The organism is Chloracidobacterium sp. D (assembly GCF_018304685.1).
GTDB lineage: Bacteria > Acidobacteriota > Blastocatellia > Chloracidobacteriales > Chloracidobacteriaceae > Chloracidobacterium > Chloracidobacterium thermophilum.
This window is the reverse complement of record NZ_CP072634.1, coordinates 1,621,436-1,643,162: the sequence shown is the minus strand read 5'-3', so window position 1 is coordinate 1,643,162 and position 21,727 is coordinate 1,621,436. Positions and strand designations below refer to the sequence as shown.

Here is a 21,727-nt window from a genome sequence, read left to right as displayed (position 1 = left end):
ACGCAAACTTTGGGAAATTCGGTGAGCCGCCGTGATGCCTTGTGCGCTCAGACATGGATTGCCTCACGTTCGATAAAGGGTTTGAGTTCTGCGCGCAGCGCCTTTTCCGTTACCAGATCGACGGGGCAAGCCCAGTAGGTCTTCCAGATAGAACTGCACACCAAAATAACGCCCGGCGCTGGCTGGACCGTCGAAGGCAACCAGCACATCCACATCGCTGTCGCTGTGTGCCTCGTTGCGCGCCGTGGAGCCAAACAGGGCCAGCCGCGTCACGCCAAAACGCCGCTGTAACTCGGGCTTGGCCCCGGCCAGGATTTGGGTTGCCGTGTCACGGTTCACGCCTTGCTCCTTTCGGGTGTGTCTGCCTCGACAGCACCCAGCTCGGTTTCCAGTTCCTCGACCGTGGGCAGATTGGTCAGCAACGGCTCAGGCAGAGCGCGCACAAGCTGGTATTCCGCCACGCCCATCGGCTTGTCAATGCCTGACAGGGCATATTCCGCCACCAGCCGGTTCTTTGTTTTGCACAGCAGCAGACCGATGGTGGGCTTGTCATCCGGCGCTTTGATCTGCCGATCCACAGCGGTGAGGTAGAAGTTCAACTGCCCGGCATGCTCAGGCTTGAACGCGCCCGCCTTGAGTTCAACCACCACGTAGCACTTGAGCCGCGTGTGATAGAACAAAAGATCGATGAAAAACTCCTGGTCGCCGACCTCCAGCCGGTACTGCTGCCCGACAAAGGCAAAACCATGGCCCAATTCGAGTAGAAAGCGGGTGATGTGCCGCATCAGGGCATTTTCGATGTCGCGCTCATGGGCGTCATCGCCCAGACCCAGAAAATCGAAAAGATACGGGTCTTTCAGCGTTTCGTGCGCCAGTTGTGACTGCGGCGCCGGCAGGTGGGCGTCAAAGTTGGTGACGGCCCGGCCCTGCCGTTCGTGCAGGCGATTGCGGATACTGACTTCCAGCGTGGCACGGGACCAACCCTCAGCAATGGCGCGACGGGCATACCATTCGCGTGTTTCTGGCGCAGCCAGCTTGGTCAGCAGGGTGACGATGTGAAACCACGGTAATTGGGCAGCAGACTGCTGCCCAAATGCCTGCTGGGGGCAGTGCTCGGCAAAATACCGCATGTATTTCAGGTTTCTGGACGAAAAACCTTTCATTTCCGGGAAAGCTTCGCGCAAATCGCGCGCCAGCCGGTCAAGCACCTTGTCGCCCCACTGAGCGGAGCGCTGCCGATCCAGAATCTCGTGGCCGATCTGCCAGTACAGCCCGATCAATTCGGCATTGGCCGCCAGGGCTGCGCGCTGGCGGGCGGCGACGATGCGCTGCCTGATACCAGCCAACCAGTTGTCATCGTCACCGGGAAAGCGGTCTGACTTTGTGCTCATACGCCCTTCTCCACCATATCGCCCGACGGACCAGGGTTACGGCAGCCTGACCGGGTTTTCCAGGCGTGGACAGGTTCCAACCGGCCCCGCGCCGGCTCATTCCCACTCGATGGTGGCCGGCGGCTTCGAGGAAATATCGTACGTCACGCGGTTGATGCCCCGCACTTCGGCAATGATGCGGCGGCTGATCCGATGCAGTACGTCGTAGGGCAGGCGGACCCAGTCGGCGGTCATCCCGTCCTGGCTGGTGACGGCGCGGATGGCGCAGACGTGCTCATACGTCCGCTCATCACCCATCACACCCACACTGCGTACCGGCAGCAGCACGGCGAAAGCCTGCCAGATGTCGTCATACAGCCCGGCCGCGCGGATTTCTTCCGTGACAATGGCATCGGCGCGTTGCAGCAGGGCCACCCGCGCCGGGGTGACTTCTCCGACGATGCGTACGGCCAGCCCCGGGCCGGGAAAAGGATGCCGCCGCAGCAGGGCTTCCGGCAGGCCAAGCTGCCGGCCGACAGCGCGCACTTCGTCCTTGAACAGCTCGCGGAGCGGCTCGACCAGTTTCAGGTGGAGCGTTTCGGGCAGACCACCGACGTTGTGGTGGCTCTTGATGACCGCCGACGGCCCCTTGACCGACACAGATTCAATGACATCCGGGTAGAGTGTGCCCTGGACGAGAAACTCTACCTGCCCAAGTCTGGCGGCCTCTTCCTGAAAGACCTCAACAAACACCCGTCCAATGGTTTTGCGCTTGGCTTCGGGATCATCCACGCCGGCCAGGGCCGTCAGGAAGCGTTCGCCGGCGGCGATGCCCCGGACGTTCAGGTGCATCGTATCCCGGAAGGTTGCCAGCACCTCGTCAAATTCGCCCAGCCGCAACAGGCCGTTATCCACGAACAGGCAGGTCAGGCGGTCGCCGATGGCTTCTGCCACAAGCGCCGCTGCAACCGCCGAGTCAACGCCGCCGGAAAGTCCGCAGATGGCGCGTCCAGTGGGTCCAATCCGGGCGCGGATGTCGGCGATGGCGGCCTCGACGAAACTCTGCATGTTCCAGTCGGCCCGCATGCCGGCAATGCCGATGAAAAAGTTGCGCAGGATGTCCCGCCCAAGCGGGGTGTGGACGACTTCCGGGTGAAACTGCAAGCCGTAAAGCTGCCGCGCCGGGTCTTCGAGCGCGCCGAGTGCGTCCTCCGTTTGCGCAGTGACGGTAAATCCCGGCGGTGGCTGCACCACGTGGTCGCCGTGGCTCATCCAGACATCAAATTCCTCCGGCAATCCTGCAAACAGGCGGCTGGTCTGGTACTGCCGCAGGCGTGCCGCGCCAAACTCGCGGCGGGTTGAAGGGGCCACCGTTCCGCCAAACCGGGCGGCGATGGTTTGCAGGCCGTAGCAGATGCCAAGGATGGGGACGCCCAGCGCAAACACACCGGGATCGCAGTGCGGGGCATCGGCGGCATAGACTGAAGCCGGCCCGCCAGAGAGCACCAGGGCGCGGGGCGTTTTGGCGCGAATTTCATCCACTGGCGTGTGACACGGAACAATCTCGCAGTAAATCCCCAGTTCACGGGTGCGGCGGGCGATGAGCTGGGTGTACTGCGAGCCAAAGTCAAGAATGAGGGCAATTTCCGAGTGAATCACGGGCGTGGCCGCCGTTGTTGGGGTGAAACCTGGCACTATCTAAGCACGTTATATCGCCGAATGGCAAAATGACGTGCTATCGTTTGTGTAACACGTCTCAGGGCCCATCCAGGGAAGCGTTTTCAGGAAAAAGCCGGCTTTCGATGAGGAGGAACGCGATGACACGCTGGGTAGCCGCAACGGTCGTCTGGCTGGGGATGGCACTGTGGTCAGGTGTGGCCTTGGCCGCTGATTACGTGCTGGTGCTCCGGGATGGGAAACGGCTGGAAGTGCGGGACGAGTACCGCATTGTCAACGAAGTGGCGATTTTTACGACCTCCGACGGGCGGCGGATTTCAATTGCGCTGGCCAACATTGACATTGCGGCGACTGAGCGGGTCAACGGGCAGAGGGATGGTGCTTTTCGGGCGCAGGCTCGCCCACCCCGCCCCATTGGTGCCAACGGGCACCCAATACCGCCAGTTGCGGCGACGCCACCATCTCCAACCACTTCCAAACCAGCTTCCACGACGGCGCAGAAGCCGGTGCGCACGCTGACCAATGCCGATTTTGGCGGCACGATGCATCACGCCGCAGCGAGACGTGCCCGATCCAGTGTGACAACGCCAAATGTGGCGGAACAAACAGCCGGTTCGGCTGCCCCCAGCCCAAACCCAGACCTGGCAATGGCGAATGACGAAGCCTACTGGCGGGGGCGGGCGCGGAGTCTTCTGATAGAAATCTACACCCAGCAGGAAATCATCCGTTCGCTGTCCAGCCAGGCTCAGGGGCTGCAACGCCGGATTGACCAACAAGGAAGAACCTTTCTTTTGGGGCGGGATGCTTTCGGCAACCGGGTGCTGGTGCCACAGGAAGTCATGACGGCTGAAAAACGGGAACTGATCAACGTCAATGAGCGCATCCGGGATGCCCAGGCGCGGCTGACCGGGTTGTATGTGCAATACACGGTCCTGCAGGAAGAAGCCCGGCGTTTGGGGGTTCCCCCCGGTTGGTTGCGTTGAGAGGGTCCATCGTTTGGGCTTTGACGTCGTGGTTGGAGTTAGGGGAGACAGTCGCTATGGCAAGATGGACGTGGGGGCGGCAGGCAACGTGCATCCTGTTCTCCGTGATGCTTTGGACGGCGCTGATCGGTCTGCCAGTGGATGCCCAGCGCCAGACGCCGGGACAACTCAAAGTCTTTGAGCGCAGTTTCGAGTCCGGTCAGGGACGCACCATTCAGGTTGAAAACACTTCCGGGACGACCAAAGTCGAGGTCTGGGGCGAAGACCTCATCCACATCATGGCGGCCCGCCCGGATGGGCGCTGGGTGGACGAGCGGGACATCAGGATCGTCACGACCCCGTCACAGTTCACAGTGCGCTGCATCCCAAAGATGGGTGGGACCAATCTGAAGCTGTACATTCCGGCTGAGTCCCACGTCCGTCTCCTGTCCCATTCCGGGACAATCGAACTCATTGGTCCGGTGGCCAGCGCCACGGTGGAAACCGACAGCGGTGATGTTGCTGTTGAAGTCCCACGTTGGTTCGATGCCGATGTCGAACTTTCTTCGGTCAATGGGACGGCCACCAGCCACCTCAGTCTGGCAAGGTATGATGAGAAAAGCGGTCGGGCCATCAAGGGGCGGCTGGGACGTGGTGGGCGGGCAATCATCGTCCGGTCAGCCGGTGGGCACGTTGCGCTCAAGTCCCTGCGGTCGAGTGTTGCCATCGTTGAACCTGATCCAACGCCATCTGTGGCCATAGCGGATGACACCATCCCCTCGCAGCCGACCCGCTTCCCACCACCCGATGATCGTCCGGCCGACCGTCCGCTGACGCCTATTTTCGGCGGCGGCATGCAGTCGCAGGATGACTCCAGCGCCACTTATGGCGGGGTAGGTGGTATCGGACGGGCGCAGCGGCGCTTTGGGGACGACACCACCATGTCGGGCAGCATCGGCGTGCGGATCATCCCCCCACCGGGGAGCCACAGCACACCTTCCGGGGTTGGCATACCTTCCGGGACTGGCGGTCTGCCACGGGCCGGCGGCGACAACCGTGGAAGTGCCTGGGATGGGCCAAACCGTGACGCCGGACAGTTCGCGGCTGCTGATGAGGCACTGGCTAACCTGCCGCGCCGTGACCCTCTGCACACGACGCCGGACGGTCGCCCGACACTTCGCCGGCGCGCTCTGGATATTCCTGTGGATGAGACGGATGAGTCCGGCGTTGAGGCCGATACCATTCGCCTCAATGCCCGGCTGGTCAACCTCAACGTCATTGCCACCACCCAGGACGGGCGGGCTGTCCCTGACCTGACCGCTGAGGATTTCACCATCTTCGACGAAGAAATCAGGCAGGAAATTGCCCACTTCAAGCCGACCAGCACGCCCTTCAACCTGGTGCTGCTGCTGGATTTGAGTGGCAGCACCCGCGAAAAGATTGAAGCCATCCGCAAGAGTGCCCGGCGCTTTGTTGAGCTGGCCGGCCCCCAGGACCGAATTGCCATTGTGACCTTTACCCGCAGTGTGCATGTGCTCTGCCGTCCGACGAATGACCGTGCGTTGCTCAAGCAGCGGATTGCCGAAATGCGTGCCACCGACGGGGGAACCGCCTACTACGAAGCCATGTGGTTTACCCTCACCGAAGTGCTGGCTCCATTTCAGGACGAACGCAATGCCGTCGTCGTCATGACCGACGGCGTGGACAACAGCATCAGCGCCGCCTACCCGGTGCCGTCGCGGGTTTCTTTTCGTCAGATGCTGGAGGCCATTCTGGAATCCGGCACGCTGGTCTATCCGATTTACCTGGACACCGAAGAGGAAAACTTTCGGAATCACTGGGGGGAGACGGCCGAGGTCTATGCGCTGGCGCGTACGCAACTTCAGCAGGTGGCGGATGCGTCCGGTGCTGTGCTCTACGTTGCCGCACGGGTCGAAGACCTTGCCGGTGTGTACCAGAAAATCATCGCCGAGTTGCGTACGGTGTACGGCTTGGCCTATTACCCAACTCAAGTCGAACACAGCAACCAGTGGCGGCGGGTCAAGGTAACGTCCCGGCGTCCCGGCGTCATCATCCGTACGCGCCGTGGCTACTATGACCGCTGAACCGTGCGCCCTACGCTTGGCTGCCGTGCGCCTCCGGTGGCTAAAGTGTCAGCCAGCCACTTAGCTGAACCGCAGGGAGACCAGCTTCCAGTCCTTTCCAAAGCCAAATGAAGGGCAAGCTCAAAACGGTCACAATCTGGCTCGGTATCCTGCTCAGCATCGTGTTTGCCGGACTTGCGTTTTACGGCATTGACTGGCGAAAAACGGGCCTGGCACTGCGCGCGGTTCAGTGGCCCTACCTGGCCGTGGCCTTTGCTCTGATGTGGGTCGGTTTTGTCTGGCGTACCGTGCGCTGGAAACGGCTGCTCGATGTCGGACGCCCGGCGGATGACGCCATTCATTTTGGCGACTGCTTTTCGGTGATGACCGTTGGTTATATGGCCAACAACATCCTGCCGGCACGCATCGGGGAAGTGGCGCGTGCCTACCTGGTCGGGCGCAAAACCCGGACGACCAAAAGCTTTGCCTTTGGCACCATCGTGACCGAGCGGCTGGCTGACGTGCTCATGCTGCTGTTGCTCATTTCCTTCACACTGCTGACCCTGAAGCTTCCGCCGGAAAGCAAGGTCATTGCGACCGGTGTGGCCTGGCTGGGCTTTGGGTGTGCGGCCGGGCTTGTGTCGGCCATTGTCCTGCGCCCGACCGTTGTGCGCCTGGTCGAGCGCGGCCTGACGGCTGTCCGCCTGGGACGCTATGCCGCGCGCCTTGCGGATATGACTGACCGTTTTCTGCGCGGGGTCAGTTGCGGCGGCTCCCTGCGTACGCTGGCCTGGGTCTGGGTGGATTCGTTCGGTATCTGGATCGCCAGTCTCTACATGACATGGTTCGTGGCGCTGGCCTGCAATCTGGACGTAGGGGTGACGCAAATCCTCTACGTCATGTGCTATGTCAACCTGGGGGCGATGTTGCCTTCCGCGCCGGGTTACGTGGGGACGTACCAGTGGTTTTGTACGCACAGCCTCAGCGCCTTTGGTGTTGAGAAGGAAGCCGCCCTCGCATTTTCGTTTGTTTCCCATATTGTGTGGTATGTCCCTTTGACCCTGCTGGGGCTGGTGCTCTTTCTGCGCGAACGCCTAAGCTGGGGGCAATTGACGGAAGAAACGGGAGTTGGCGGAGGGGAAACACTGGATGAGTCACTTCCGGCTTGACAGCATTTCAAATGACCCTTTACGTTGCCTTCACACGCCGTACACAGGGCTGTCCACGCAGTGGACTGACCTGCCTTGCGCCAAGCCGGGGACAGGTCATCATCATGACGTTTTGGGTGTGAGTGAACCGTGATCAAGCTTGACATCGTCAATCGCGTTGCCAGTGTCACCGGGATTGCCAAGTCCAAGGCAGAGGTCGCTGTGGATGCCCTGTTTGAGGGACTCAAACAGGCACTTGAACGTGGCGAACGGATTGAGTTGCGCGGGTTTGGGGTGTTTGTGGTCAAACCCCGCAAACGTGGCGTTGGGCGAAACCCGCGCACCGGTGAAATTGCCGACATCCCACCTGGCAAGACCATCCGTTTCAAGCCGGGGAAAGAACTGGCGCACTAGGTTGACTGGGTTGGTGCGCTGTCGCGCACGTGCAACAGGCAGGTAGGAAACACCTCTTATGGCTTGAGCAAGGTTCAGGGTATGGGCAACACGTACGTTTTTGGAGACATTCACGGGCGCGCCCGGCAACTGCGGGAAATCCTCGAAGCTGTGGACTATGATGAGCGTCACGACCGGGTAATCTTTGTGGGAGACCTTATTGATCGGGGAGAGGAGTCACCGGAAGTCGTTGAGTACGTCCTGCAACTGCGCCGCCGCAATCCCAACGTGGTGTGTCTGCGCGGCAATCACGAGCAGATGTTGCTGGACCTGCTCGATTACGGCGATCCGCTGTGGCTGATTCCCGAAAACGGCGGTATTCAGACCCTTCAGCAGTATGGCTTCGACATAGACGAGAATACGGCTTCACTGGCCATTGGCATTCCCGAATCACACATTGAATTTTTGCGGAGTCTGCCGTTTTTTTACGAAGATGAAAGGGCTCTGTACGTCCACGCCGGTATTGCCGCCGGCAAGCACCCGGCGGAATGTGAACCGGAAGTGCTGATGTGGACCCGTGATTTGAATTTTTTCACGCTCTATGATGGCAAGCCCTGCTTTTTTGGACACACTCCGGCGCGTCTGCTGCCAGCGGAGGGCGTACGGAATCCGGGTGAAATCTATGTCTTCGGCAGCGCCATCGGGCTGGATACCGGCTGCACGGAGGAAGACTGTTTGAGCTGTCTCCATGTCGAAGCCCAGGTGGTCTATCAGAAGTATCCCACGCTGCCGGTTTCAGCCTACGAAATCGAGATTCCGTGTCTTGCGGCCTTTTCGGCTTAGGGCTTTTCGGCTTGGGGATGGTGCAAGGAGCGTGGCTGCCTGTCTGACTGGTGGTTATGTTCCGGTTGGCTTGCGTAATGTTTTTGTGATGTGGGTGACTTCCGATGAACAGTGACACTCGCCGGAGTTTGCTTGAACTCGAACGCTTCCTGACCGAAGCCATCCGTGTCAACCCGGTGCTGACGCCGGACGATGTCAAGCCCCATCTTCTGGTGCGGCAGATTCTGGACGAGCTTTCGCTCAAACGTTTCATCTGGATTGGAAACCAGACCTTTGTGCCCAATCGCATGGTCTTTACGGTGCCCAACCTGCGCCCGGCCAAGCTCGAAGAACTCGAAGTGCTGTTCAACTCCATCGTGTTTACGAAGATGGTCTATGACTACATTGCGGGTTCCGGTTTCCGGCTGCTTGAACCGTTGGTTGTGGAGATTCGTCCCACGGTGGCCGCGGCAGGTGCGCCGACCCATTGTTCGGTGAGTTTTGAGTGGGCTTCGCCGGCTGAGCCAGCCGAGGGCTTGGCCGTTACCGTGGATGAGCAGGCAGGACGCATTCTTGAGGTCAAGGGCGTCAAGCCACAGATTCCACGGCTGGCCCGTCTGACGGCGCTCAACGGTGAGGTCTATCGCTCACCGTTCATTATCACCAAGCGCACGACGTTTCTGGGCCGCCTGCGGACGGTACTCGATCTGAAATCCGGCGAAGTGTTGCGGCGGAATGATTTTGTCTATGCACGCCACGATCAGAGTGGTTCTCCCAACAAAAGCGTTTCCCGGCAACATGCCTCAATTGTTTTTGACAGTGGGGACTTCTACCTGTTTGACACTGGAAGCGCCAATGGGACGGCCGTTGAGCGGGCCGGGCAATCCATCGAGACGCCACCTGGGGATGCGACCGGCATCCGGCTGGAGGATGGAGACATCCTGCGTCTGGGCACCGCCCTGATCCGCTTTGAGCTTGACCCTCCTGTGACTGAGCTGCCCGATGTGGCAACTGAAGGAGAGACGGTTCCCGAGGAAGCCAACCTGACAGCCGGCAATCTGACCGTGCGGGTGATGCGCAGCGAAATTCTCTTTGAAACGAGCAAAGTCCTCGACTCCGAATGACACGCCGTAACTGAATCTCCAGGAGGCTTATATGATTCGTCCAGGTGCTTGTGTGGTTCTTGGGCTGCATAGCCCGCGCGAAAAACTCTGGGGAATTCTGACCAGCCTGGAACCGTCCGGGGTCCATCTGCGAGGGCTTGACATCAACGCTTTCGATGACTGGCTCAGCGCCATTGCCAATGGGGAAAGCAACATCGGACTGACCCACAGCTTTTTCCCCATGTGGCGCGTCGAGCGGATACTGCTCGATGAGTCTTTGGGCGAAATTCACTCCATGGGACAACTCTTCGCCAAACGCATCGGCATGAGCGTGACCGACTACCTGGGCTTTGGGTCAGAAGAATCCATCAGCTAGGCGGGAGTTGCCTCAAACCTGACTGTTCTCAAGCTTCCCCGTCCAGTGCGACGCACTGTGGGCAGACAAGCCCGGCACCAGTGGTGCGCTTGGCAGGCACGCGGTTAGCCCTGCTGTTGCTTCGGGCCGTTACCGAAAAAACGCCGTAAAGCCCTGCACTTTAGGGCAGGGATATAAGGCGCACGCTGTTTTATCAAGCCAAACCTGTGATAAAATAGCAGTATGAGAGTCATGGAAGCCAAGCTACTCAACGGGACAGCAGAGCAGTATCAGGCTCTGGATGAAGCCATCCGTACCGCACAGTTTGTCAGAAACATACGTGTGCGGTACTGGATGGACAACAAGAGTGTAAACAAAGCTGTTCTCTATGCCCACTGCAAAGACCTGGCCAAAGAGTTTGACTTTGTCAGGAAGTTAAACTCAGCGGCAAGGCAGGCAAGTGCAGAGCGAGCCTGGGCTTCCATTTCCCGGTTCCATACCAACTGCAGAAACAAGGCGGTCAAGAAAGGGTATCCCAAGTTCAAGAAGCATTGCCGTTCTGTGGAATACAAGGTATCTGGCTGGAAGCTGTCAGGAGATGGAATGTCTATCACCTTCACTGATGGCTTCAATGCTGGTGCTTTTGCTCTGTACTGCAATGGTGAGGCAAGACACCATATCCTAAACTCCAAAATCAATCGGGTGCGGGTGATACGCAGGGCAGATGGGTACTATGCCCAGTTCTGCTTGGATGTGGAGCGCAAAGAGCAGGGAGCATACACAGGCAATGTTATTGGCATTGACTTGGGCTTAAAGGCTTTCTACACCGACCAGAACGGCAACCCTGTAGAGTGTCCTAAGTTTTTGAGGCGTAGTGAAAGGAGGTTAAAGCAACACCAGCGCAGATTAAGTCGGAAGTTCAAGAAGAGGGCAAAATCCCAATCCAGGAACTACCACAAGCAAAGAAAGCGACTGGGCAAAGTGCATCTGAAAGTCCAACGCCAGCGTAAGGACTGGGCAATTAAGCAGGCACGGTGCGTGGTGGCATCTCACGATGTCGTGGCGTATGAAGACTTGCAGGTGAAGAACCTGGTCAAAAATCATCATCTTGCCAAATCCATTCATGATGCTGGCTGGTCTCAATTCACTGCGTGGCTGGACTACTACGGCAAGGTGTGGGACAAGGCAGTAGTCAGCGTACCGCCGCAGTACACCACACAGGACTGTAGTAACTGTGGGCGTATGGTAGTAAAAACCCTATCCACTAGAACCCATAGTTGTCCTCAATAAGGAAGCAAGTGGCGAGTGGTTCAGAGGCGAGTGGTGAGTGGCGAGTGGCGGAATTGGCGAGTGGCGAATGGCGAGTGGCGAGTGGTTGATCGCTACTCGCTACTCGCTGCTCGCTACTCGCTTCACTCGCTACTCGCTACTCGCTGCTCGCTCCCTGTTCGCTATTCGCTACTTGCCACTACAGTACCTTTGGGCAAAAGGGAACTGCCTCGAAAGAGGGAACGCTTGGGGAGAGATGCACCGCTGCTTTAGAGGGGCAACCTGATGAAGTAAGTGCGCTCGCAGAACCAAGAACAAGAATCCCCTGCCTTTAGGCAGGGGAGTATGTCAAATCCCGCGAAGCGACAGGAGAGTGCCCCGTATTGTGACCTGCTTACGTTTCGACCCGGTGGGCGCGAAACAGGAGGTTGGTGCCGAGTTGCTCCCGGGCCGCCCAAAAGGCGCAGACCCACCAGGACACTTCATCCTGCCGGTATAGCCCGTAGGTCAGAGGCGACGACGCCAGTACGCAGACCATTTCGGCCAGGGCGGGGGCATCGGCCAGGTGCTCCTGCCAGCGTTCGGCTTCAAGTGGCTCCAGGGTGTAGTCGGGCGGAAAGTACGCCTGACAACCCTCCAGGTCTGGCTGCGACGTAAGCAGCAGTTGGGCGGGGTCACTTGACTCGCTGCCAAGCCGGTCTCCAACCTGGAACGTCAACTGAAACAGGCGGTTGATGGTGTCAAACTGTTCGGGTGTCATAGGCAGCCTCGTGTGTGAGTCGTCGCTGACCGGCCGGAAATGCATTGCAGTTACTGGGCCTTGGTTTCGGGCGTTGGGGACTTTTCCTTGCGGAGCACGGAGTCAATAAGGTTGGCGTAGTCATGGCTGCGTTCCCCAACCATGGCATCGAGTTGCTCGATGCGTCGGTTGGCCTGGAAAAGCTCATCGGCAATGTTGAGCGCCGACAGGATGGCCACCCGCAGGCTGTCCACCGTGTTGGTGCTGCTCATCACCTCCTGCATCTTGCGGTCAACGTAGGCTGCCAGCTCGGAAATGTAGGCGCTGTTGCCGTCACCGCGAATGTTATAGACCTGCCCGTAGATACGGACTTCAACCGGTTGTGTGCCAGCGTCGCGTGGATTTGCCATTGGACATAACCTCTACATTCGCACTGGATTACAAGGATAAACCCCCGCCGATTCAGCCCCAGAATACCGTGGTTGTTTGTGCTCCGGCTTGTTTCCCGGCTCCTCCATCCGAAGGTGTGGCCTGCTGTGGCTGACCTGTTCTATGTCCGTGCCTGGGTCACCCACAGGTCGGAAAGGATTGGTTCATCCACGTCGTGCGGCTTCCGTCAGCTCCGGTTCCACCAGGGCAATGGCATCCAGCATGGCCTCGACCTTGTTCTTGATGGCATCCCGTTCATTGAGCATCTGGTGTAGGCGCTGGTTGAGCCGTTCATTTTCTTCGGCGCGCGCGGCGGCCTCGCGTTTGAGTGCGGCGACTTCACGTTCCAGTGATTCCTTTTCCTGGCGTAGGTGCTTGGCGTATTCGACGATGCGGTACAGCTTGTCTTCCAGGTGATTGAATTTCTCCATTCCATTGAGCGTCGTCACGGCTTTCCCTCTGGCTCGGTCGTCTTATGTTCTTGGTTGGGTGATTTCTTCTGTCCGGCTTGACCCAATGTGCTCTTGGTGTGATGGGGGGCGTCGTTGCCACACACTCAGCGAATCGTCGCGCCGAAGTGTGCGCATAGCGCCTCCACCACCTGGCGATGACGCTCGGACACTTCCTCGTCTGTGAGCGTGCGATCGGCTGCACGATACCACAAATTGAGCGTTATGGCCCGCTGTCCGGCTGGAATCTGCGCGCCGGTGAAAATATCCCGCAGCCGGACCTGTTCAAGTTCTGGAATGGCCAGGCTGCTGATGAAGTCCTGAATGCTGGCCAAGGGCAGCATGGCATCAAACAGCGCCGAAATGTCACGTTCGACCCGTGGATAGCGCGGGAGCGGGCGGTAGGCTGAGAAGGTCGTTGCGTAGGACAGCAGTGCTGCCAGTTCGAGTTCAGCCACATAGACCGGCGGCTTGAAGTCGAAACGCGCGGCCAATGCCTGGCTGATGCGCCCAAGCCGCCCGACGGGCTGGCCGGCAATCTGAAGAATGGCGACCTGTCCGGGCAGAAACCCCGTAATGGCACTGCCTGCCGCCGGGGCGGTGATGGTGAAGGAGGGGCAGCGTGCGGCGTCGCACAGAATTTCCAGAATGCCCTTCAGGGTGTGAAAACTCTCGGCCGCCGGTTGCCCACGCCAGTCCTCCGGCATGGCGCGGCCAGACAGAGCCAGCGCCAGATATTCCTTCTCGGTGAGTTGACCATCCACGGTGTGGAAAACCTTGCCCATCTCGAACAGCCGGACATCCTCGGTGCCGAAGCGGAAGTTGCGTGCCACAGCCGTCAACAGTCCCGGAAGCAGTGAGGTGCGCAACTCATTTTCCTGCTGGTCAAGTGGGTTGGCGATGCGCAACCCGGCTGGCGCACCGGCGGCGGCCAGCGCCTCGCCGGAGCACCAGCTAAACGAGATGGCTTCGTGAAAGCCGTGGGCCAGAAGCGTCTGGCGCAGTGTCCGCCGCTTTTCTTCGCCGGGCAGATACCCGCCGGCGTCATTCCAGCCGGGAAGCGTCGCCGGAATGGCGTCATAGCCCACATGCCGCACGACTTCCTCGATGAGGTCTTCCTCAATGCTCACATCCACCCGAAAGCCCGGCACAATCCATTCACTTTCGCCTTCATCTTCCGTCACCAGCTCGAAGCCGAGTCCCGTCAGGATGTCGGCGGCCCTGGAAGGTGCGACTTCAACACCAGTCAGCGCCGCAATGCGGTCATAGCGGAGGCGGACGGTGAGGGGTGTCCGGGTCCTGGCAATGACATCGAGCGGCCCCCCGACGACAACCCCGCCGGCAACCTCGACGATAAGCTGGGCGCAGCGGTCAATGGCACGCCGGACATTTTCAAAATCAACGCCCCGTTCAAAGCGACGTGATGCCTCGGTGTGTAAACCGAGTTGGCGCGCCGTGCGGCGAACCGTGGCCGGTGTAAACCAGGCGCTTTCGAGCAGTACCTGAGTGGTTGTGGCAGAAATCTCGCTCTCTGCGCCGCCCATAACGCCGGCGACGGCCACCGGGCGTTCGGCATCGCAAATCATCAGCATGTCCGGCGTGAGCGCCCGTTGCACCCCGTCGAGCGTCACTATGGTTTCACCGGGGTGGGCCGTGCGAACCACGATGCGCCGTCCGGCCAGCCGCTCAAAGTCGAAGGCATGCAGGGGATGTCCCAGTTCGAGCAGCACGAAGTTGGTGACATCCACGATGTTGTTGATGCTGCGCTGCCCGACAGAGGCCAGGCGGCGTACCAGCCAGTCCGGCGACGGGCCAACCCGTACGCCATGAATGAGACGTGCCGTGTAGCGGTGGCACAGGTCAGGCGCGGCAATCTGGACGTGTGCCGCCGGCCCGCCGGGCACGGCCTGCTCTGTCAGATGGATGTCGGGAAAAGACAACCGGGCGCCCGTCAGCACGGCCGCCTCCCGCGCCAGACCGAAGTGGCACAGGGCGTCCGGGCGATTCGTGGTGAGGTCAAAATCGAAGATGAAGTCGCCGTCGTCGGGGGTGACAGCATCCACGGCCAGCCCGACGGCCGTGAACCGCTGGGCCAGTTCCTGCGCCGGGAGATGGGGCTTGACGTAGGTTTCAAGCCAGTTGTAGCTCGCTTTCATACAGGTGGTGTGCTGGGTGGCTGCTCGGCGTGGTCGTCAGCGTTGGTCATGGCTGGAGCACGTGGCCGCAGGCCGTACATGTACGGGCGCGCTCATCAGCCCAGAACGCATCGAACAGCGGCTTGAGTTGGGTTGTGAGATCGGTGACGTGAAGGGCGACTTCGTGCAACCGATGCCCGCAGCGATCGCAGTACCATTCAAACCGGTCCTGTTCGTCGGGGCGTCGGATTCGCTCGATGACCAACCCCAGGGTGTTCGGGCCGCGCTGGGGGGAATGCGGTACCAGGGGCGGAAGCAAGAAGATTTCACCTTCGCGGATGGGCAAATCCCGGAACTCCCCGTTTTCAATCAGGCGCAGGGTGATGTCGCCTTCAAGCTGGTAGAAGAACTCTTCACCGGGATCAATGTGGTAGTCCTTGCGCTGGTTGGGGCCGCCCACGACTGTCACCATAAATTCCCGGTCTTTCCATATCTGCGCATTCCCCACCGGTGGGCGGAGAAGATGCCGGTGGTCTGCAATCCATTGGTGCAGATTGATTGTGGTCAGCATAACGTGCGCTCCACGGAAGGGGGCTCGTTCACGAAACTGAGGCCGCCGCATTCTATGTCGTTCCTGAGCGACATGAAAACCCTGGGATGAAGTGGGCAGAAGGAAACAGGTTTCATTGCCTTGAACTGCGTTTCCGTGCCATAGTCACGTCGTTTCTGCCGGCCCGTGCGATGCCGTCCGGCAGATGCTCCACTTTGCCAGGGGCTTCCCAGTCTGCTCTATGCGCCGTGTTTTCGATGATCTGCCGGTGAATGTCGGTGGCCCACTGCCTGGTACGCTGTTCCTCATGGCAGCAACGACCGTGGTGGTCATTGTGCGGGCGCTCGTGCCGGTGCCGTTTTTCTTTTTGCCGGAAGCAGTTCTCCAGGGTGCGGTCTGGCAGTTTTTCACGGCGACGATTACCCCGCTGACGCCGTTCGGGTGGTTGATCGGGCTGCTTGTGCTTTACCTTTTCGGCAACGTTGTGGAGCGCATGCTCGGCACGGGGCGGTTTTTGGCGCTGTGCTTCCTGGGCGGGGCGGCCGCCTACCTGGGCACCTTTCTGATGGCGCTGGTGGTACGCCAGTTCCTGCCTTCGCCGGTTCCCTCGTTTGTTTTTGCCGCGAGTTCCGCCACGCTGTTTTCCCTGATGGTGGGCGTCTTTGCTGCGCGCCTGTGGAACACCCCGACGTTTTTCAATTTCGTGCTGTTGCGCGGGCGCACGATTTTCTATGTTTCAGCGGCGATAGACATCGTCTTTCTGCTGTATGGCTACCCGGATTCCGTTTCAGCCCTGTGGGCCCTGGGGATTGGTTTTCTGACCATCCGGGGCGGTGAGGTGGCGCCACTGCGGGCGACTTGGGAGTGGGTGACGGGACCCTGGCGGCGCTGGCGTATCCGGCGCAAGTACAAGAACTTCCGCGTCGTCGAGGCCGAAATGCAGCGCATGTGGGACGAACTCGAAGAGCGTATGAACCGTGAAGACCGGGGGGCGCGGCGTCCGGGGGGACGCCCATGAGGCAAGTGGACCAAATGGTTGTCTGCGGCAGCCGGTACAGTTTCCGGTAGCGCCGTGGAAAAGAAAAAGCCGTGAGGAGGAACGAATTGGAATGAAACGGGTTTTGGCTGCCGACGACGACATCGGGATTCGGGCCGTCATCAAGAGCACGCTGGGGCGTGAATTCGACGTGGTGACGGTGGAAAACGGGCGGTTGGCGCTCGAAATGCTGGAGCGCGATCCCCAGTTTGCCTGCCTTCTGCTTGACCTCGACATGCCTGAAATGGATGGCAGTGAGACCTATCGCCGGCTGCGGCAGATACCGGCACTGTCTGATTTGCCAGTCATTATTCTCACCGGAAACACGAGCGTGAAAACTGAAGTGGATGCTTTGCAGGCTGGCGTCGTCACCTACTTCCGCAAGCCCTTTTCGCCGTCGCAGCTTCTTTCGATTGTCAAGGCGGCGACCCGCAATCGTCCATAACGTCTGTTTCCGCTCCACGTGACAGAACCACGTTCCATGACAGACCTTGCCAAGCTTCTGCGTGAAAAGTATGAGCCGGTCATCGGGTTGGAAATTCACGCGCAATTGAAGACCCGTACAAAAATTTTTTGTCCCTGCCCGACTGACTTTGGGGCGGAACCGAATGCCAACACCTGTCCGGTGTGTTTGGGGCTGCCCGGAGCACTTCCGGTGCTCAATCAGTTGGTGGTGGAAAAGGCTGCGTTGGCTGCGTTTGCCCTCAATTTGCACATCAACGAAACTTCGGTTTTTGCGCGAAAAAATTACTTCTACCCGGACCTGCCCAAGGGCTATCAGATTTCCCAGTACGACCAGCCCTTTTCAGTTTCCGGGTACGTGGAAATCCCGACCAGTGAACGGGATGAAACCGGCCGCCCAGTGGAATGGCGCCTGAAGACGTTTCGCATCCAGCGGATGCACATCGAGGAAGACGCTGGCAAAAGCCTTCACGAAGGGATGCCGGATTCGGATACCTCATCTTATGTGAACCTCAACCGGAGCGGTGTGCCACTGGTGGAGATTGTCAGCGAGCCGGATTTCCGCAGCAGTTGGGAAGCCTACGACTATGTGCAGTACCTGCGGCGCGCCCTGCTGTATGTGGATGCCTGCGACGGCAACATGGAAGAAGGCAGCCTGCGCTGTGATGCCAATGTCTCCATCCGGCGGCGCGGCAGCACGACGTTCGGCACCCGTACGGAGACCAAAAACCTCAATTCGTTCCGCTTTATCCAGCGGGCGATTGACTACGAAATTGCCCGGCAGATACGGATCATCGAAGAAGGTGGGCACATTGTGCAGGAAACGCGCCTGTGGAATGAGCGCGAAGCCCGCACCTACACCATGCGAAGCAAGGAAGAAGCCCACGACTATCGCTACTTCCCCGAACCTGACCTGCCGCCACTCGTCCTCACCGCTGAAACCATTGCAGCACTGCGCAGCCGGATGCCGGAACTTCCCGAACCCCGCCGCCGTCGCTTTGCGGAAAGCTATGGGCTGTCGTTTGAAGATTCGTCGCTGATGACGACAACCCGCGAAATTGCCGATTTCTTTGAAGCATGTGTCAAAGCCAGCGGCAACGCCCGCGCAGCCTTCAACTGGATTGCCAACGAGTTGCTGGCGCGCATCCCGGCTGAAAAGCTTTCTCTGGAAAGCTCGCCCATCAGCCCGGCGGCGCTCGCAGAACTCATCGGCCTGATTGCTGACGGTACGCTCAGCAACAAGCTGGCCAAGGAAGTCTTCGAGCGGATGTTGACAACCGGCAAAGCGGCCCGGGAGATCGTCCAGGAACTGGGCGGCGGGCAGGTGTCCGATGTCGGGCAGATTGAAGCCATTGCCGCCGAGGTCATTGCCGCCAACCCCAAACAGGCGGCTGAATATCGGGGCGGAAAAACACCCCTGCTGGCGTTTTTCGTGGGGCAGGTGATGAAGGCCACGAAGGGCAAAGCTAATCCCCAGGTGGTCAACGAAGTGCTCAAACGCCTGCTCGACACTCCATGACCACGCTGGCCCGCGCGCTTTGCCCTTCACCCAGGGAGCGGGGAAAACCGGTGGAGCAGGCTCCCCGGCGGCCTTTCGGGCTTGGCTGCCTACGGCACAACAAACTGCACTTCCATCCCCCGGCGGGCTTCAAGGACGCGCGCCGCCGGAACCTTCAGGGCCGCGATTTCAAGGTAGCCGGTGCTCGAAAAAAGGGCGAACAACTCATTGGGCTGGGCCTCGGCGTAGTGGGTGACGAACTTCGTCACCTCGCGGCTCTTGGCCGGGTCCTGCGGGTGGATGACGAGAAACCGGCCGCCAGCGCGCAGGGCGGCCAACTGAATGTGCTCTTTGGTGAAGTTGGTAAAGCAGTTTCCAAAGCGGTCAATATGCAGAATGGCACCGCGCAGACGTTTCGGGTCGGAGACATCCGGGCGCGGCACGTCAAAACGCACGTAGTCCGTAATCGGCTCGCCCATTTTCCGGGGGTCCACGCCCTTGGCCAGATAGCCGGCAATGGGCGCAAAGACATCCCGCCCGTGAAAGGTTGGACACACCGGCTGGCGGAAGTAATAGTCAGCGGTGATATGGATGACCCGGTTGACCGTTTCCGTCTGGTAAACGTAACTGAACAGTCCGTTGTCGGGGCCGATGAAGTTGTAGTTGTCGGTCATCACCAGAATCGGCCGCCGCGCCGAGCCAACCGTCGGGTCCACAACGGCAACGTGCGTGGTAAACCGTGGGAAGTACGACATGGCGCTGTTGAGGACGAACGCTGCCGCGAAGACATCGTGTGGCGGAATGTCGTGGGAAATGTCCACGATGTCCACGTCCCGGTGGATGTCAAGAATGACGCCTTTCATGGCCGCGACGAAGTGGTCCATCGTGCCAAAGTCGGTCAGGAGCGTCACCAGATGGCGCTTGGACATGCGGGAAAGTCTCCAGAAATCAGATACAGATCATCGGCAGGACTGGCGATGGGGTCATTTGACGCAGTGTACAACATAGGCCGGGGGCAAGTTCCACCAGACCGGGAAGCGTTCGATGTGTTGGAAACGTGCCCGGAGCGCCCGGTGAACCTGTTGCCCCGGTGGGGTCGGCGCAGCGTGGACGTACTGAAACAGCGTGAACGTGCTTCCCGGCGGCAGCGCGTCCGCGACCACATCGAGAATCCGCGTTCGCTCGCGCGCTGGAAGCCACGACAGGGGCAGCCCACAGAAAATCGCCGCCGGCGGGTGGGGACGGTTTGCCAGATACCGTCCCAGGTTCGCGGCATCGTCACACACGACGCGGGCGCGGGGTAAGCGGCAGCGTAAAAAGCTGGCCAGTTCGGGATTGCGTTCAATAGCCAGCAGCTCGGCCCCGGGCGGCAGGGCTGCCAGAATGGATGCGGTAAACGCCCCTGTCCCAGGGCCCAACTCCACGACGAAGCGGGCGGTTCGCAAGTCAGTTTTGGAAAGCATACCCTGGGCCAGTTTCTCTGAGCTGGGGGCAAGGGCACCGGTATAGCGCGGATGCTTGACAAAGGACTTCCAGAAAATGGCCGTCGTACTCTTCATTGGGGGACGAATGAGACTGAGCAGCGGGATAACGTGTCTGGTGTGATGCAGATATAGCGCAACCCCCGGACTGGAAACAAACATCTTTTTGGGCTGTAAACAGCCTGCGCCGAAGCCAAATCGTCGTCAGCACGCTGCCGGCGCGCCGGACGAAAAAGTTGATTCCAGCCGCGTGTGCTTTCTATGGAACGTGGACAGGTTCGCACGTGTAAGCTGTGCGGGTTGTGTGTAAGGTTTGCGGATGAGATTGGGATGCGACGGTGACGGCAAAACAGGGATGACTCGTGCCGACGGCATCCCAAAAGACGGTTTGTGGAGGAAAAACATGCCTGGTTTTCAGCGGTGGACGCTTGTCTGCTTCTGTGCTCTGTGGAGTTACTTTTTCGTTGTTGCCCTGACCCCGCCACCGGTACGCTCGGCTGCCGGGCGGCTTCCATCCGGGCAGACGCCGAATCCGGGAGCACCGGCCAAGCCGGATGCAGAAAAAGCCCGGGAAAACAGCAAACCGGGTGAGAACGGCAAAAGCGGTGGGAAGAAGCGCAGCGACAACCCGGACGAGGCTGCCCGCGACAAGACACCCAAGCCCGAAAAACCCAAAGCTGTCAAGCTCAACAAACCTGAAACCTGGGATGGCGAAACTGTTGCTGAAATTGTCATCTATGCCTACGGCAGCCGGCCGGTCATAGACTATGTGTTCACGAATGCGCGGCTTGAAGGCGTCATCAAAATTGCCACCGACGACAACCGTCCGCCGATTGAAGGCAAAATCGTGGAACACATCCTGCGCCGTGAGACTTCTGACCGCAACTGTGTCCGTATCGAGGTGGAACTTCCCAGCCCACAGGGCGATGAACCGCAGCAACTGGTGTTTGGATTCAACGGCTACACCAACTGGGCGGCACAAAACCGCCAGTCCATCACCCTGACCCCGGAAGCCCAGGCGACCTTTCTGGCCTCGCTCAAGCACGATTACTTTGCGCTTTTGCGCTACAAGGAAGACGGAACGACGGTGACGCGCGTTCCCGGCGAGCGCATCATGGGCATTGATACGATTGGCCTGGAACTGACCCATCGCGACGGCACCAAGACGAAATACTTCATCAGCAGCCAGACCTACCGTATCCTGCACCTCGAATATGAAGTGCAGCCCACGCCGGGCGACAAGCCGCTGCGGTTTCGGGAGTCGTTTTATGATTTTCGCCCGGTACAGAACCTGCTCGTGCCCATGCGCAAGGAACTGTATGAAAACGGCAAGTTCAAGCAGCGGATTGAGTTCCGGGATGTCCGGTTCCGGCTGGCCAAGCTCGATGAAGACATTTTTCTCCGTCTGTAGGCGCGGGGCATCCGGCTGGTGGCGCGGCTGGCAAAACAAGCGCACCGGATTTGCGGCGGCCGGCCTGGGCGTTGCCGGGCAGACTGTAACCGCCCTGGCCCCACAGGGCTTTGTCTGCCTGGCCGGAGAGTTGTGGGCCGCCCGCTCTCCATTTCCTGTTGCGCGTGGGGAAGCGGTGCAGGTGGTCGGAAGCGAAGGCGTCTGGCTGATTGTGCGTCCGCTGACCGTCAAGGCTGGTTCGCCAGCGGGCAGACAGGAAGGGAGTGCGGGCACGGCGCTGGCCGAGCAACGCCATTTCCCCGGTGACGCCCCCGCGCCGGTCTGACATCCAACCTCTCCGCCGCCCGGAACATG

21 protein-coding genes and 2 pseudogenes are annotated in these 21,727 nt (G+C 59.7%); 13 read left to right on the top strand and 10 right to left on the bottom strand.

All coding sequences use genetic code 11. The features are described from left to right. Positions 1–47 precede the first annotated feature (47 nt). The 3 genes and pseudogenes from J8C01_RS06860 to guaA all read right to left on the bottom strand — a co-directional run bounded on the left by J8C01_RS06860 (position 48) and on the right by guaA (position 3,026). A pseudogene (locus tag J8C01_RS06860) lies at positions 48–339 on the bottom strand (nucleotidyltransferase family protein). Continuing rightward, on the bottom strand, positions 336–1,391 hold the full coding sequence (locus tag J8C01_RS06855; RefSeq protein WP_211431433.1) for a PDDEXK nuclease domain-containing protein: 1,056 nt from the start codon (positions 1,389–1,391) through the stop codon (positions 336–338). The pseudogene J8C01_RS06860 and the gene J8C01_RS06855 overlap by 4 nt, the downstream one beginning before the upstream one ends. A 96-nt stretch (positions 1,392–1,487) precedes the next feature. Continuing rightward, positions 1,488–3,026, bottom strand: coding sequence for a glutamine-hydrolyzing GMP synthase (gene guaA, locus J8C01_RS06850; RefSeq protein ID WP_211432695.1), 1,539 nt, complete (start codon positions 3,024–3,026; stop codon positions 1,488–1,490). A gap of 161 nt (positions 3,027–3,187) precedes the next feature. Between guaA and J8C01_RS06845 the strand changes: the two genes are divergently transcribed. From J8C01_RS06845 to J8C01_RS06810, 8 genes and pseudogenes are all read left to right on the top strand, one after another. Further along, positions 3,188–4,030, top strand: coding sequence for a hypothetical protein (locus tag J8C01_RS06845; protein ID WP_211431432.1), 843 nt, complete (start codon positions 3,188–3,190; stop codon positions 4,028–4,030). 56 nt (positions 4,031–4,086) lie between these two features. Continuing rightward, positions 4,087–6,114, top strand: coding sequence for a VWA domain-containing protein (locus J8C01_RS06840; RefSeq protein ID WP_211431431.1), 2,028 nt, complete (start codon positions 4,087–4,089; stop codon positions 6,112–6,114). 107 nt (positions 6,115–6,221) lie between these two features. Then, a complete protein-coding gene (locus J8C01_RS06835) occupies positions 6,222–7,262 on the top strand; it encodes a lysylphosphatidylglycerol synthase transmembrane domain-containing protein (protein WP_014099896.1) in 1,041 nt (346 codons plus the stop codon). Positions 7,263–7,391: 129 nt separating this feature from the next. Further along, positions 7,392–7,655 carry an HU family DNA-binding protein gene (locus J8C01_RS06830; RefSeq protein WP_014099894.1) on the top strand — a complete coding sequence of 88 codons (264 nt, stop codon included), beginning with the start codon at positions 7,392–7,394 and terminating at the stop codon, positions 7,653–7,655. 81 nt (positions 7,656–7,736) lie between these two features. Next, positions 7,737–8,477, top strand: coding sequence for a metallophosphoesterase family protein (locus J8C01_RS06825; RefSeq protein WP_014099893.1), 741 nt, complete (start codon positions 7,737–7,739; stop codon positions 8,475–8,477). A gap of 104 nt (positions 8,478–8,581) precedes the next feature. Further along, complete coding sequence (locus J8C01_RS06820) at positions 8,582–9,580, top strand: FHA domain-containing protein (RefSeq protein ID WP_211431430.1); 999 nt, start codon at positions 8,582–8,584, stop codon at positions 9,578–9,580. A 31-nt stretch (positions 9,581–9,611) separates the two neighbouring features. Then, positions 9,612–9,935: a hypothetical protein gene (locus tag J8C01_RS06815; protein WP_014099891.1), complete on the top strand. Its 324-nt coding sequence runs from the start codon at positions 9,612–9,614 to the stop codon at positions 9,933–9,935. Positions 9,936–10,157: 222 nt separating this feature from the next. Beyond that, positions 10,158–11,201 (top strand): annotated as a pseudogene (locus tag J8C01_RS06810) (RNA-guided endonuclease InsQ/TnpB family protein); the annotation flags it as partial. A gap of 376 nt (positions 11,202–11,577) precedes the next feature. Here J8C01_RS06810 and J8C01_RS06805 read toward each other — a convergent pair. The 5 genes from J8C01_RS06805 to J8C01_RS06785 form a co-directional block, all read right to left on the bottom strand. Next, positions 11,578–11,943, bottom strand: coding sequence for a hypothetical protein (locus J8C01_RS06805; RefSeq protein ID WP_014099889.1), 366 nt, complete (start codon positions 11,941–11,943; stop codon positions 11,578–11,580). A gap of 50 nt (positions 11,944–11,993) precedes the next feature. Continuing rightward, positions 11,994–12,332: a cell division protein ZapA gene (locus J8C01_RS06800; protein WP_014099888.1), complete on the bottom strand. Its 339-nt coding sequence runs from the start codon at positions 12,330–12,332 to the stop codon at positions 11,994–11,996. Positions 12,333–12,515: 183 nt separating this feature from the next. Continuing rightward, entirely contained in the window at positions 12,516–12,800 is a 285-nt protein-coding gene (locus tag J8C01_RS06795; RefSeq protein ID WP_148263974.1) for a hypothetical protein, read from the bottom strand. 107 nt (positions 12,801–12,907) lie between these two features. Then, a complete protein-coding gene (gene pheT, locus J8C01_RS06790; protein ID WP_211431429.1) occupies positions 12,908–14,956 on the bottom strand; it encodes a phenylalanine--tRNA ligase subunit beta in 2,049 nt (682 codons plus the stop codon). Between the two features lie 46 nt (positions 14,957–15,002). Beyond that, on the bottom strand, positions 15,003–15,506 hold the full coding sequence (locus J8C01_RS06785) for a 3-hydroxyanthranilate 3,4-dioxygenase (protein ID WP_211431428.1): 504 nt from the start codon (positions 15,504–15,506) through the stop codon (positions 15,003–15,005). 286 nt (positions 15,507–15,792) lie between these two features. On the opposite strand from J8C01_RS06785, the gene J8C01_RS06780 reads away from it, so the two are divergent. The 3 genes from J8C01_RS06780 to gatB all read left to right on the top strand — a co-directional run bounded on the left by J8C01_RS06780 (position 15,793) and on the right by gatB (position 18,502). Further along, a complete protein-coding gene (locus tag J8C01_RS06780) occupies positions 15,793–16,503 on the top strand; it encodes a rhomboid family intramembrane serine protease (protein ID WP_211424729.1) in 711 nt (236 codons plus the stop codon). A gap of 91 nt (positions 16,504–16,594) precedes the next feature. Then, on the top strand, positions 16,595–16,966 hold the full coding sequence (locus tag J8C01_RS06775) for a response regulator (protein ID WP_148263973.1): 372 nt from the start codon (positions 16,595–16,597) through the stop codon (positions 16,964–16,966). Between the two features lie 36 nt (positions 16,967–17,002). Next, positions 17,003–18,502, top strand: coding sequence for an Asp-tRNA(Asn)/Glu-tRNA(Gln) amidotransferase subunit GatB (gatB, locus tag J8C01_RS06770; protein WP_211431427.1), 1,500 nt, complete (start codon positions 17,003–17,005; stop codon positions 18,500–18,502). An 89-nt stretch (positions 18,503–18,591) separates the two neighbouring features. Here gatB and J8C01_RS06765 read toward each other — a convergent pair whose 3' ends face one another. Continuing rightward, a complete protein-coding gene (locus tag J8C01_RS06765; protein ID WP_014099881.1) occupies positions 18,592–19,410 on the bottom strand; it encodes an SAM hydrolase/SAM-dependent halogenase family protein in 819 nt (272 codons plus the stop codon). 54 nt (positions 19,411–19,464) lie between these two features. Then, positions 19,465–20,040: a class I SAM-dependent methyltransferase gene (locus J8C01_RS06760; protein WP_014099880.1), complete on the bottom strand. Its 576-nt coding sequence runs from the start codon at positions 20,038–20,040 to the stop codon at positions 19,465–19,467. 325 nt (positions 20,041–20,365) lie between these two features. Between J8C01_RS06760 and J8C01_RS06755 the strand changes: the two genes are divergently transcribed. Both J8C01_RS06755 and J8C01_RS06750 read left to right on the top strand, forming a co-directional pair. Next, the gene (locus J8C01_RS06755) at positions 20,366–21,373 is read left to right on the top strand and encodes a hypothetical protein (RefSeq protein WP_014099879.1); all 1,008 of its coding nucleotides are present in this window, start codon (positions 20,366–20,368) and stop codon (positions 21,371–21,373) included. Further along, positions 21,348–21,698: an NfeD family protein gene (locus J8C01_RS06750; RefSeq protein ID WP_211431426.1), complete on the top strand. Its 351-nt coding sequence runs from the start codon at positions 21,348–21,350 to the stop codon at positions 21,696–21,698. The genes J8C01_RS06755 and J8C01_RS06750 overlap by 26 nt, the downstream gene beginning before the upstream one ends. Positions 21,699–21,727: the final 29 nt, after the last annotated feature.